General features: G+C 58.5%; 10 protein-coding genes. All 10 read right to left on the bottom strand.

Annotated elements, in window-relative coordinates; translation table 11 throughout:
• Positions 1–159: 159 nt before the first annotated feature.
• The 10 genes from leuB to gspE all read right to left on the bottom strand — a co-directional run bounded on the left by leuB (position 160) and on the right by gspE (position 13,449).
• The gene (gene leuB, locus GWK36_RS01130; protein ID WP_166269348.1) at positions 160–1,245 is read right to left on the bottom strand and encodes a 3-isopropylmalate dehydrogenase; all 1,086 of its coding nucleotides are present in this window, start codon (positions 1,243–1,245) and stop codon (positions 160–162) included.
• A gap of 22 nt (positions 1,246–1,267) precedes the next feature.
• A complete protein-coding gene (gene leuD / locus GWK36_RS01125) occupies positions 1,268–1,906 on the bottom strand; it encodes a 3-isopropylmalate dehydratase small subunit (RefSeq protein WP_166269346.1) in 639 nt (212 codons plus the stop codon).
• The gene (gene leuC, locus GWK36_RS01120; protein WP_166269344.1) at positions 1,906–3,309 is read right to left on the bottom strand and encodes a 3-isopropylmalate dehydratase large subunit; all 1,404 of its coding nucleotides are present in this window, start codon (positions 3,307–3,309) and stop codon (positions 1,906–1,908) included. The genes leuD and leuC overlap by 1 nt, the downstream gene beginning before the upstream one ends.
• A 666-nt stretch (positions 3,310–3,975) precedes the next feature.
• A complete protein-coding gene (locus tag GWK36_RS01115; protein WP_166269342.1) occupies positions 3,976–4,365 on the bottom strand; it encodes a type IV pilin protein in 390 nt (129 codons plus the stop codon).
• A gap of 4 nt (positions 4,366–4,369) precedes the next feature.
• The gene (locus GWK36_RS01110; protein WP_246237612.1) at positions 4,370–8,584 is read right to left on the bottom strand and encodes a pilus assembly protein; all 4,215 of its coding nucleotides are present in this window, start codon (positions 8,582–8,584) and stop codon (positions 4,370–4,372) included.
• A gap of 64 nt (positions 8,585–8,648) precedes the next feature.
• Entirely contained in the window at positions 8,649–9,263 is a 615-nt protein-coding gene (locus tag GWK36_RS01105; RefSeq protein WP_210756820.1) for a pilus assembly PilX family protein, read from the bottom strand.
• Positions 9,260–10,291 (bottom strand): PilW family protein, encoded by a 1,032-nt coding sequence (locus GWK36_RS01100; RefSeq protein ID WP_166272324.1) that lies wholly within the window; start codon positions 10,289–10,291, stop codon positions 9,260–9,262. Before GWK36_RS01100 ends, GWK36_RS01105 begins: the two co-directional genes overlap by 4 nt.
• Positions 10,288–10,728 carry a type IV pilus modification protein PilV gene (gene pilV / locus GWK36_RS01095; RefSeq protein ID WP_166269338.1) on the bottom strand — a complete coding sequence of 147 codons (441 nt, stop codon included), beginning with the start codon at positions 10,726–10,728 and terminating at the stop codon, positions 10,288–10,290. Before pilV ends, GWK36_RS01100 begins: the two co-directional genes overlap by 4 nt.
• A complete protein-coding gene (locus tag GWK36_RS01090; RefSeq protein WP_166269336.1) occupies positions 10,725–11,300 on the bottom strand; it encodes a GspH/FimT family pseudopilin in 576 nt (191 codons plus the stop codon). Before GWK36_RS01090 ends, pilV begins: the two co-directional genes overlap by 4 nt.
• Before the next feature lie 373 nt (positions 11,301–11,673).
• Complete coding sequence (gspE, locus tag GWK36_RS01085) at positions 11,674–13,449, bottom strand: type II secretion system ATPase GspE (RefSeq protein ID WP_166272322.1); 1,776 nt, start codon at positions 13,447–13,449, stop codon at positions 11,674–11,676.
• Positions 13,450–13,463 lie beyond the last annotated feature (14 nt).

The following is a 13,463-nucleotide window of genomic DNA, read 5'->3' as shown; positions in this document are numbered from 1 at the left end:
CCAACCCGCTTATTCAAGACACACCCCTTATTGCCAGAACCCAAGCCAATCAAGGTATATGCCAGCGCTGATCCCTGGAGAGGGGGGCAGGCCGCGCCCCGAGCATCGACCTGAACCTTGCCCCTCTTCAACGAACATCGGCTGCTCTGCTGGCTTATGTTAGTCGCTTTGCCCGAGTGCTGCGACGATGGCATCTCCCATCTCGGCGGTGCCGACCTGACGCATGCCAGGGGTCATGATATCTGCCGTGCGCAACCCCTCATCGAGCACCCTGGCCACCGCTGTCTCGACGCACGAAGCCGCATCGGGCGCCGCAAGCGAGTGGCGCAACATCATGGCGACCGAAAGGATAGTGGCGATCGGGTTGGCGACCCCGCGTCCGGCGATGTCGGGCGCCGAGCCGTGGATCGGCTCATACATCCCCTGCCCCCGCTCATTGAGCGAGGCCGAGGGCAGCATCCCGATCGAGCCGGTGAGCATGGCTGCGCAGTCCGACAGGATATCACCGAATAGATTGCCGGTGACCATGACATCGAACTGCTTGGGCGCGCGCACCAGTTGCATGGCAGCGTTGTCCACATACATATGGCTGAGCTCGACATCCGGATAGTCGGCAGACAGGCGGGTTGCCACCTCGCGCCAGAGTTCAGTGCATTCGAGCACATTGGCCTTATCAACCGAACAGAGCCGGTGGCGGCGCTTGCGGGCAAGCTCAAATGCCACCCGCAGGATGCGCTCGATCTCGGACTCTGTGTAGACCATGGTGTTGACCCCCCGCCGCTCGCCCGAGGGTAGGGTCTCGACCCCCCGCGGCTGCCCGAAATAGATGTCGCCGGTCAGCTCGCGCACGATCATGAGGTCCAGACCAGAGACGACCTCCGGCTTTAGGGTCGAGGCGTCGATCAACTGGGGATAGAGGACCGCTGGGCGCAGATTCGCAAACAGCCCCAATCCAGAACGCAGACCCAACAGCCCCTTTTCGGGGCGCTTGGCGATCGGCAGAGGCTCCCATTTGGGGCCGCCGACCGCGCCGAGCAGGACCGCATCGGCGGACTTGGCTGCTGCCAAGGTCTCCTCGGGTAGGGGATCACCACAGGCATCATAGGCCGCACCCCCAACCAATCCCTCTTCCAGGACTATATCGATAGCGCCCTGATCTTGCAGAGCCTTTAAGACCTTGACGGCCTCGGCCACGATCTCCGGCCCGATGCCATCCCCCGCGAGAACCAAAACCTTTTTGCTCAATGGAGACTCCCCGATCTGAGTTTCAGATAAACAGCCAAGGCGCCTCGAGGCGCCGGCGCTCTTCATAGGTACGGATCTGATCGGCAAATTGGAGGGTCAGACCGATGTCATCCAGCCCCTCGAGCAGACGCCTTTTGTTGGCAGGGTCAATGGTAAAGGCGATCACCTCGCCGTCGCTGAGGGTCAAGGTCTGCGCCGGCAGATCGACGCTGATCTGCAAGGGCTCGGGCTGGGTCGCCTTGACGAAGAGCCGATCGATCACCTCGTGCGGTAGAGAGATCGGCAGCAGACCGTTCTTGAAGCAGTTGTTAAAAAAGATGTCAGCGAAGCTCGGCGCAAGGATCACCCGAATCCCGAAATCGTGTAGGGCCCAGGGGGCATGCTCGCGCGATGACCCACAGCCGAAGTTCTCGCGGGTCAGGAGGATCGAGGCGTGCCGATAGCGGGGGTCATTGAGGATGAAATCCGGGTTGTGCGGGCGCTTGCTGCAATCCATTCCCGGTTCGCCGTGATCCAGATAGCGCCACTCATCGAAGAGATAGGGCCCAAATCCCGTGCGCTGGATGCTTTTTAAAAATTGCTTGGGGATGATGGCATCGGTATCGACATTGGCGCGGTCAAGGGGCGCTACGACACCGGTATGGTTTTGCAACGGTTCCATTACAGCGTCCTCACATCGACAAAACGACCGGCGATCGCCGCAGCGGCGGCCATGGGTGGGCTGAGCAGATGGGTGCGTCCGCCTGGGCCCTGGCGCCCCTCGAAGTTGCGGTTGGAGGTCGAGGCGCAGCGCTCCCCAGGCTCGAGCCGGTCGGCGTTCATCGCCAGACACATTGAACATCCGGGCTCGCGCCACTCGAATCCAGCATCTTTAAAGACCCGATCCAACCCTTCGGCCTCGGCCTGGGCCTTGACGAGACCCGATCCCGGGACGACCAGGGCCTGTTTGAGCGAATCGGCGATCCGCCTACCCCGCACCACGGCAGCCGCGGCGCGCAGGTCCTCGATGCGCGAGTTGGTACATGAGCCGATGAAGACCTTGTCGATCTGGATCTCAGCGATCGGTGTTCCAGGCACCAGGCCCATATATTCTAGTGCGCGCGCCATCCCGCTGGCCTTGACCGGATCGGCTTCATCCTTGGGGTCAGGGACAACGCCCGCAATTGAGGTCACCATCTCAGGTGAGGTGCCCCAGGTGACCTGGGGCGCGATCTGGGCGGCATCGATGCGGATCGTCCGATCGAAGGCGGCGCCCGGATCGCTGACCAGGGTGCGCCAATACTGGGCGGCCTGCTCGAAGCGCTCGCCCTGGGGGGCCAAGGGCCTGCCGCGCAGATAGTCGATGGTCTTGTCATCCACCCCGACGAGACCGGCGCGCGCGCCCGCCTCGATCGCCATGTTGCACAGGGTCATGCGCCCCTCCATCGAAAGCGCCCTTACCGTCTCGCCGGCGAACTCGATCACATAGCCGGTCCCCCCTGCGGTCCCGATCTGACCGATAAGGTATAGCGCCAGGTCCTTGGCAGTGACCTGGGGGGCGAGTCTGCCTTCGACCGCGATCAGCATGGTTTTGGAGCGGCGCTGCGGCAGGGTCTGGGTGGCCAAGACATGCTCGACCTCCGAGGTCCCGATGCCAAAGGCAAGCGCCCCAAAGGCCCCGTGGGTCGAGGTATGCGAATCGCCGCAGACGACGGTCGTCCCTGGCAGGGTAAAGCCCTGCTCTGGGCCGATGACATGCACGATCCCCTGGCGCGGGTCATCCATCCCCAGTTCGGTGATCCCGAACTCGTGGCAGTTGGCGGTAAGCGTCTCGACCTGGAGGCGCGAGACCGGGTCTGAGATCCCTGAGGCGCGATCGCAGGTTGGCACATTGTGGTCGGGGACAGCGAGATTGGCGCTCGGACGCCAGGGCCTGCGCGCAGCCAGACGCAGGCCCTCGAATGCCTGGGGCGAGGTGACCTCATGGATCAGCTGGCGGTCGATATAGAGGAGCGCCGTCCCCGTCTCATCGATGCGGACGACATGCGACTCCCAGAGTTTGTCATATAGGGTCTTGGGTGCCATAGGCCTCTCTCGAAGATCAAACACGTTAGGTTATTGATGCTGTCCTCTAAACTCAAGCCAGACCCTTGGGTCTGGGTCCTAGGTTTTAGCGCTCCCACAATCATCTGGGAGATGACACCTGGATTTTGTTCTCAGCTGAGCAAAATAATGAGAGGTTGTTTGCAGTATGTGAATGATGGTGACATCCCGATGGTTGCGCAGGCGTCACCATGGATCAGAGCATGTGACGAGATGATCAATGGCCTGCATTGAGTCCCTGTTGCCAGGGAAGAAGAGCGAGCCGGGGCGCAGGGCCAAGGACAACCGCCGCTTTAGTCGAAGCGGTTCTCTGGGTCATGGGCACGGCTAAGCCGTGGCGGTCGATGCTTTTTGAATTCTCTCTGACTGATCCATGCGGCTCAGTCAGGTCTGTGCGCTCACCAATCGAGCTGTGGTCTTTTATGCAGTTCTCGCTCGCCCCATCAAGGCTCGGGCCGCTGTTGAGACCAGTCCTTCATGGACTGCATGGGCGTTCGACTATTGAGGGCAGCCTGGGGCAGATCACCGGGCAGCAGTGTAACAACCCAGGCAGGGCGTCGGGTGCGCCCTCCAGGGGGGAAGGACTTCGCGTTACAGAGACCAAAAACGGCGGCCTCATCCCCCCTCCGCAGGGAGGGGGGATGAGGGTCATTTCTTCCAGCAATTGGCCGGCGTCCTGCTGCCGGTATGGGTGACCGCCAGAGGGGTGCAGCCTGCATCCTTGGTTGCCTGCACGCCCTGGGCCACGGCTTGGAGGGTATAGCTGGTCGCGTTCGGGGTCCCGGAGAATTGGAAGCTATAGTGACCCGTCAGATCTGACTGACACTGGGTATTGGGTAGCGTCGCATTGGCATAGCTCATATTGGTGGTGTAATAGCGCTCCATGAACTGAGAGAGCTCCAAGAGACAGGCCTGCGCCGTAGAACGGCGGCTTTGCGCCACCTGCATCTGATAGCTGGGATAGGCGATCGCCGCCAGGATGCCGACGACCACCACTACGATCATGATCTCAATCAAGGTAAAGCCGCCTGTCTTCATGGGGTTACTCCGTCACGATCTCGCGCCACGAGACGCGGCCGGTCGCCGCCTGACCAAAGATCAGCTTACGCCTCTTGATGTCTGGGTTCTCTTCACCCGTCCCTTCTTCGCCGCTGCCGCTGCCGCTGCCGCTGATCACGAGGTCGCCGCCGATGACAATGGCCTCGCCCGGCATGCCGACACCCAGATCGAATCCACCGACGAAGGCATCATTCAACTTGTCGTCGTCTGTGCCTCCGCTCTGGTTCACATCGACTACCCCGATCTTTAGGCGCGCGCCGGTGAAGGGGTTGATGAAATTGACATAGCCCTTCCCCCCAGGTACGCAGGGGTCATCGATGGGGATGATCGAGCTGGCGATCAAGGTCGGGTGAATGAGCCTATAGAGCTTGGAGGCGGTGACGATCCGCTCGCCCGCTTGGGTAGTAAAGTCGAGATACCAGCCCTTTTTACCGACCATATCCCCTGCTTGGGCATCGGCAAACGTCCTAACCGGGCTGCCAGATAGGGTACCCTCCTCCTCGATCGAGCGTTGGGTCAGCTCACTGCGTCCAGAGATCTGGGTGTCCTCATCGATCAACCCATACCAGCTTTGGCGCTGGGTATTAGTAGGATCGTCGCTGTGGAAATAGCTGCCCGTACCAAAGAAGATAAAGCGTTTGCCGAAGTTTGGATCGCCCTTTAAGTAATCGATGGCGACCGTGATTTGGGCGGTGATGGGCTGTGGATTGTTCGATGAATCCCTGGCGACAAAAAACGGCTGGGGGGTGCTGCCTTGCTTGAAGGCCGAATCCCATTGATTTGGGTTGGAAGTGCTGACATCAAACTTCCAGATATTACCCTTGAGGTCACCTGCATAGATGACATCAATATCGCCATCATTATCCGCATCAAAGGTCCCTGGGGTGGCCAGGCCGTTATCGCCAGCCACACCGGTGTCGATCTTCGCGAGTAGGCTCCCGTCATTGAGCTTGAAGATATAAAGCGCTGCCTTGCCAGCGGTTGAGTTATAGCCATTGCCGAGGATCACTGCCCAGTCGCCGTTGTTCATCTTGGCGATCACTGGTCGGCCTATCATCAGGCCGAGCGTCTGATCGCTTGTGTTGAAATAGGACCACTTGAAATTTCCCGGGCCAAAGGAGGCCGGGTCGGTGACATCCAAGGCAAAGAGGCCTTTACCGCCGCGACCGAGGGTCATCACCAAAAAGTTATTCATGGTCTGGGCAAGCGTCGAGACTGCGATCTCACCATCGACATAATAGTCATGCTTATAGCCGGGTTGACTGAGATTCTTGAGCTTGCTGATGAGCGCGCTGGGGATATAGGCAAAGAGCTCAGCGCCGCTTGAGGCATTAAAGGCATGCAGCATCCCATCATTGGCACCGATATAGACGGTATCTGTGTCTTTGACATAAAAGGGGGCAGAGTGCACGATGTCCCCTAGAACATTGTCAATTTGCCGGGTCCGCAGGGTACCGTTTGGCTGTTCTTCCGTGCGTACGCCCCGCAGATATTGCAGCACATTCTCACTGCCAATCGCGTTTTGCTCTGCGGACGTCAGCTCGCTCCACAGGAACCGTTTTGTTTGACCATCAGATCGGGTGATATAGATCTTGCGGTTACTGGGGTTATCTGCCAAGGGTGACTGTTTAGAGGCCTCCCAGCTCGCAGTATTTGCGATGCCTGAGCTGGTAATCGCATAGGCCGCTAGCTCGCCCGACCAGTACTGAGTATTGAAGGTGGCTCGGAAGACACGGGTATCTGAGTTCAGCGAGGTGCTATTGGCGGTGATACTGCCCGAGCTTGCTGTACGCTCGATAATGTTCTCAAGTGCCCGCTTGAGGTTTTCCTTGAGCTTTAATGGATTCTGCACCAGGAAATAGGTATCCGGCACCCCGTTATTATCGGCATCCCATTCATAGGTCTGATCTGGCTTATTGTTATTGTTTTTGTCGATAAAGCCGCCCCATTTTGCCGCATACCACAGGGGATCGCGCAGCAGGGTCGCTGTGGAGGCACCTGGGCTAAAGGTGCGCGAACTTTCATTTGGGTACGCACAAGAAGAGCCTGTTGCACAGGGCAGGGTATTACAGTCAGAGGGCGGCGTCCCTGTCACATCACAATATCCGGGGCTACGATTAGGCGGTACATTCAAAAAATAGGGAATGGAGACATTCTCATCCTGGGCAACCAGATAGATGCCATCTCTGTTACTTCCCGAAATGATATAGCCGATATTTTGGTAAATGCATCCTGCTTGATAGGTGGTCTTGACCTTAACCTCTAGGGTATTATCCGCCTTGGCGGTGAGGGTATATTCAGCGATCACATCCATATCGTGATCGGCGCCCTGTTCAACGTCCTCATAGTTGATGCGAAACTTGGCATAATAGCGTCCGCCGTTGATGTTAGGGTTAGAGTCGCCGGCGCCCGAGTTGGCAATTTCTTCGACATAGAGATCGACGATCTGATTGGTGGGCTGGAAATCACCCTTTTTAGACGAGGTACTCATACAGCCTCCCACCGACTTGGCGAAGGGCACCAGGGTGATGATGCTGCCGCTGCTTAACCTTGCCTCGAGACGCGGCAGGGGTGAGGCGAGGACGATAGCATAGGTATCTGTGCTTTGATGTTTATTTAGATCGCTCCGCAGATCGGTGCTCTTGCCAAAATAGGCGATTGAGGCCGAATAATAGCTTCCTTCTTTGGTGGGCTCTTCCGGTGCCAGGCCGCGGATAGTCCCTAGTGAGCCGACCGTCTTGGCCGTCGGGGCACTGTCATAGACAGCTGCAGACTGACCGATAAATCGCTGGCCGATGATCCCCGTCTCATTGTTGGTGATGGTATCGGCCCCCGCCTGGACGTTTAGCCCGGTCAGATCGCCGGCAAAGCTACTGAAATAGGAGCCGGGCACCTTATCCGAGTCGAATGAGACATTGATGTCTGATATGGCCATGATGCTTGGCCTGGAGCACCACAGCGCCTTGGCCTGACTATTGACCGGATCGTAAGGATCGTCCCAGGTCGCCACCGGTAGACCTACCTCCTGATCATAGGAGCCGCTGGTGTCAAAGTCCGAGGTTGGTGTTTTCTTGCCTGCTAGATAACGCAACCCCTCATATAACATCTCGGCCATTGGATTACCCCAGTCAACGAATTCGCCTTGATTCATTGCTCGGGTGGCGACCCAGCCCCTGCGATAGACTCGATCAGTTCTGTTGTTATTGAAGTCCCGGATGCGCAGGGCATTAAATGTCTGAACGATCTTGGCATTGGCTGTGAATTGACCGGTATTCTGATCCACCTCGTTTTTAAACGAGGAGATCACTTTGCGCAACACACCACCTGACATATTTTTGTTATAGCTGCCGCTCAGCAAGCCAAACAGCATCGCCTCATTTTCGCCATATTCGTGCAGCAGACCAATCGGTTTCCAGGTATTATTGGGATATTGTTTGCAGCCCCTGGTAAAGCCGCCGTTACAGACCTTGACCCGCACCGTAAGGTCCATGCGCGTCCCCCCATGCGTATTATCGAGCACTGGTCGCTCCTTCGATGCCCACTCCCAGACCCGCTTCTGGCTATTGGTCACCACCGAAAGGAGCGGCGGCAGGTCGCTGCAGGTGCTTAAGGTAGCGCAATTGGTGCTGGCATTGGCCGTGAGATTGCCAAAGAAATGACGTTTGTTTGCCGACGGTGGATCGAGCGGTGTATAGTCACTGATGTCATAGCCATCGACGGCTATACTGGCATATTCCTTGGCCCAGGAATGGGCATCCTGCGGGATATAGGCGCGGCGCAAGATGGTTTTAGTGGGCGTATCCACCTCGCGATAACCGCCATAGAGCGCCTTGCGCAGGGCATCGATGCGGCTGGTGGTCATATAGTTCAGCCAGTTTCCTGACCATCGGCCTGAACTATTTTTACACTTGCCATCACTCGTTTCTGATGTAGGCTCGAATAGACCTGTATTGTCACTTTTGTTATTGTGGCTATAACAAAGATGCGGATCGAAGAGCCCATAATAGGTGATATTTGGCTTAAAACGGATATCGAGGGTGCCATCGCTATCGATATCCGAGGCATCATTATAGGCCTCATAAAATAAGCGATGATCTTTGCCGGCGACCAGCAGGGTGATGGGCTTGGCTGCCATGCTGACGCCGAGCGGGGTAGAGGGGATATTGATCTGCGCGCTGGCAAACAAACTAAGGGCCATTAAGCTCGCGCTCAAAACCGCGGCGATTGATTTAGTTGCTATAGATCTGTTCATAATGGGCCTCTCAGTCTGTTGCATAGATCGACTGCAAAACCACGGTCGCGCGTCCGGTTGCCGGATTACTGCGCGCAGTGATCCGATAGCGGTAGCAATTCTTTGGGTCACTCGCATCGCCGTCATAACAATTGAAATTGCCGCCCAGATATTCGATGAAATATTGCGGTGCATTGCCTGCCAGTGCACCGAGGCTTATGCCATCTACTGTCTTCCACTTATTGAATCCTGCCACCTGCCAACGCGGCAGACAGTCCTTGTCTGGCACCGGGCACAGGCCATTGGCGTTGCAATTGTCGATGATGACGCTGTTCCCCGGGCACTGATCACTGGCATCGTTATAATTGCCGTTGTTTGGAAAGCCGCTATTGGGTGGATTCGCCTCAGATTCGGCCTCGGCGACAGATTCCCCTACCCGCAATGCCGCCTCAGCCGCCTGAAAGGCAAGGTTGCGATCCGAGGACGCCCCGGCCATCCTTTCCTCTAAGGCCACGGTCTGGATACCGCTGATCGCAACGAGGATGATGAGCACGAGGAAGAGCAGGGTCAGTATCAAGGCGGCGCCCGCTTGCCCGGCTCTCTGTGCCCTTCTGCCTTTTTGTACACCCATGTCTTGGCGGTTCATCTTGCACGGTTCCTGATGCTAATCAGCGTATACCAGTTGCGCTGGATCGGCTGGTTATTGGTCCCGACCTGCTCTAGGGTGGCCAGGGTCAGGGTCAGGCGCACGGCCACCACATTGTTCCAATCTGGTGTGCCGTTGCCGTCATAGTCCTGGGGCAGATCGCGATATTGGGTATCGAGTGTCCCTGCGTTATTGCGGGCGAGATATTGGATCTGCAGATCCGTTACCCCCTCGGCGATCTCCTCCGCCAACCCGCTGGGTGTACCGCTGCTATTTTGCATCCGAAGACGATACAAGGAGCGTTCGCCTCGCCCATTGTGTCCGATATACCAGCCTTCGGCTGAGAGCTTGGTGATGAAGCCACCATTGGCAAAGGTATAGGGGGTCCCATTCGCCGTGCACACACGCGGACGCCCTAGACCCTTGGTGCAATTGCCGGGCGAACCAGTACCTGAGTTATGCACGATGGTGACATTCGTCGAACTGGCATTGGTTGTCTGAAAGATGGCGGCATGCTGATAGTCGCATACCAAAAGGATATCGCCATCGATGATGCCATGATCGATGGTATTGACCTTGAACTGGGCCGCGGTCGGGTTATGGTCGATGATATAGACGCCATCATTGGCCGTACCGCTGAGCAGGATGATGGCATCGGTCCCCGAGACGCGATCTGCCGCGTTGGTCCCGAAGGATTTGGGAAAGTTGGGGTTATCACCTGCTATGCCGCGGATCGCCCCCCCCTCCCAATCGGCCCACCAATAGGAACTTGGATTATTGAGCACATTGACCGGCTCTATACCGCCGCACACAACCCCCCCTGCCCCGCGGATTGCACGCGCCATGAGCTCAAAGGCATAGCGGGCGCTCTCTTGCATCCGCGCCATGGCCTCGCCCTGGCGGTTGACCTGTTGATTTGAGACAAAGACGCCGATGGCGGCACCGCCGACCAACAGCCCCAGGACCAGGGCGATCATCAGCTCGACTAGGGTGAAGCCCAGTTGGCGGGACAGCGATCGATTATTCATAAACGGCTCCTGACCTCGATCATCTGCGTACTTAGGCCCCCTGCCCGGCTATCGTCCCACTGGATCTGGACCGTGCAATCGCCGGTGTTGTCGCAATCGATCATGCCGCAGGTGGTGGAGACATTGCCCAGATTCTGTTTAAGGGCGTTGATCCAGGCCGCTTGATCATGAGTCACCAGGGTGCTTCCGCTGGGGGAGGTGCAGACCGGGTTGGCGGTTGAACCGAGGTCATAGTCGCCGTTTAGGGCTGCTTGGCGGTTGGCGCGCATGGCATCGAGCATGAAATAGGCGAGCATCACCGCCTGACTGCGTTGCAGCGCGCTGTGATTGGTCTTTAGCGCATTGGCCTGGAGGGCGGCGACGCCCAAGAGACCCACGCTCAGCACGATGAGCGCCACCAACACCTCGATGAGGGTAAATCCTGTTTGTCTGTTCATGAGGTAAAACAGCTCGCGATGTCGCCTGAATAGTCCTCGGGGATGCGGTTGTTGTCGCTGTCATGTCCCAGCCGCGGGCGCGGGCGGTCGATCACGATCGCCTTGGCGCCGACAAGCTGATTTTGATGGCAGATGGCGAAGGTGCCCAGATTGTTGGCCTCACCGCGCGGGTTGTAACGCAGGAAATTGTCAAAGTTCGCGTTAGGCCTGAGGGTGTAGCCCGTCGGCAGGGATGGCCAGATGCGCAATACGGTCTCGGTACTGCTTGAAGCGGTGTCGCGCGTACCATTGCGATCGCTATCGATGAAGGCGATCCAGCCGATCTCCCAGTTCTTGCCGCTGCTGGTGCAGGCGTTGCCGTCGCTGCTCTTACACAGGGTGATGCTTTGACCGCGCCGGATGGCCTCGGTGCGGGCATAGGTCAGGGCGCCCATGAAGGTGTTGGTGATATTGGTGAGGCGATTGCGGATGAAGGTGTCGCGAAAGCTCGGGACCACAGCGGTCATCAAGATGACCGCGATCGCCACCGTGACTAGGAGTTCGATTAGAGTAACACCCCTGGCTGACCGCATAGATGAGGCCTCGCTGATTGCAGCATGCATCGGGCTTTTGAGGTTAAGGGTACTTAAGATCTATAGCGGCAGATCTTGCACTTTCTTTAAACGGCCATCTGCCTCCCTCCCCTTGCTCGATCCCTCGCCATTAAGCATAGCCCGATTTTTTTTGGGCGATAGGACGATAAGGTATTTTTCTATAGAGTTGGCAGTTTGCATTTAGATAAAGGCAGGCAAAGGGGCGAGGTCTGGGAGGCGCTGATCCAGCCTTAACCTTGTTACCTCCTGCTGATCCAACCCTTTGCTCGTTCGGGATAGCGGCTGGCGCCGGCGTGACGCAGGCGGCAGTATTTGAAGTTTCCCTAGCAGACAGCGAAGGTTTGATTAAAAATTATGCTGGGATCGCTTCCGGGCGGGTTGCGTCATCGAAGACATCGGCCTCGGCCACCCTGAGGACCTCTTCGATGGTGGTGATGCCGGCCAGCGCCTTGCGCAGGCCATCCTGATACATGGTCTCCATGCCCTCCTCGATCGCGATGCGTTTGATCTCGCTGGCGGCGGCATGGTCAAGTACGGCGCGGCGCATGGCCTCGGACATGACCAACACCTCAGCGATCACCAGCCGCCCGCGATAGCCCGTGCCATTGCAATGGTCACAGCCGACAGGTCGTTTCAGGGCAACCGTGCTTGAGCCGTTGAGATGGATAAAGCGTTTGGCCAGGCTCGCATCGGCCTGATAAGGGATGGCGCAGCGCGGACAGAGCCGGCGCACCAGCCGCTGAGCGAGGATCCCGTTGACGGTCGAGGTGATCAGATAGTCCTCGACCCCCATGTCGAGCAGGCGGGTGACCCCGCTGGCGGCGTCGTTGGTGTGCAGGGTCGAAAGGACCACATGTCCGGTGAGGGCCGATTGCACGGCGATGCGGGCGGTCTCAAGGTCGCGCATCTCGCCGACCATGATGACGTCCGGATCTTGGCGCACGATCGAGCGCAGGGCATTGGCAAAGGTCAGGCCAATTGCGGGCTTGACCTGGATCTGGTTGATCCCTGGGATCTGATATTCGATCGGGTCCTCGACGGTGATGATCTTGCGCTCCTCGGTGTTGAGTCGGCTGAGGGCGGTATAAAGCGTGGTGCTCTTACCTGAACCCGTAGGCCCAGTGACCAAGAGGATGCCGTAGGGCTGATCGAGGATGACCTCGAGGCGCTGGCGCGGGCTGCCCGCAAACCCTAGGGCATCGAAGTCAAAGCGCACGCTCTCTTTGTCTAAGAGACGCATCACCACGCTCTCGCCAAAGAGGGTGGGGACGGTCGAGACGCGCAGGTCCAGCTCCTTGCCCTGGACGCGGATCGGGATGCGCCCGTCTTGCGGTAGGCGCCGCTCGGCGATATTGAGCTTGGCCATGATCTTGACGCGCGAGATCACCGCTGCGGTCGAACGCACCGGCGGGGCCTCGATCTCGCGTAAAAGCCCATCGATGCGCAGACGCACCCGCAGGCTACCGGCGAAGGGCTCGATATGGATGTCCGAGGCGCGCGCCTCGACCGCCCGCTGGATGAGCTGGTTGACCATGCGGATCACCGGTGCCTCCGAGGCCAGATCCTTGAGGTGCTCGATATCGTCCTCGTCGAATTCGCCGAACTCAACCTCCCCCGCCTCCGGCCTGTCCTCCTCGACCCGCTCATAGAGCCTGAGGATCGCGGCATCGATGTCGCTGGCGAGTGCCACCACCGCCTCGACCGGTCGGTCGGCGGCCAGAGACACCGCATTGCGGATGAAGGCATCGGCGGGGTTGGCGAAGGCGACGCGCAGCCGACTGCCATCGTCATCGAGCACCAGGACCCGCGACTCCTTCATAAACCTGAGGGTCAAGAGCTCCTCGCGCACCGGCTGGTCCGGAAAGTCCTCGGACCCCACCAAGGGGAGATGCAGGATCTCAGCGCAGGCCTGGGCCAGATCGCGCTCGGAGACCAAGCCGAGGCGCACCAGGAGCGGCAAGAGAGACTCACTGGTCTCGGCGGCAAGTCGTCTGGCACGCCCAAGGTCGGCGGCGGTCAGCTTGGATTGGGCAAGCAGATACTCGGCGATGCGGACGGTGGGATCAGGGGCCCCCGCAACCTCTGTGCCATCGGCCTGCGCCGGTGGGTGAGGCAACGGGTGACCCATGGCAGCGCTCGCCG

Source organism: Caldichromatium japonicum (assembly GCF_011290485.1).
GTDB lineage: Bacteria > Pseudomonadota > Gammaproteobacteria > Chromatiales > Chromatiaceae > Thermochromatium > Thermochromatium japonicum.
This window is presented reverse-complemented; position numbering and strand designations above follow the sequence as displayed.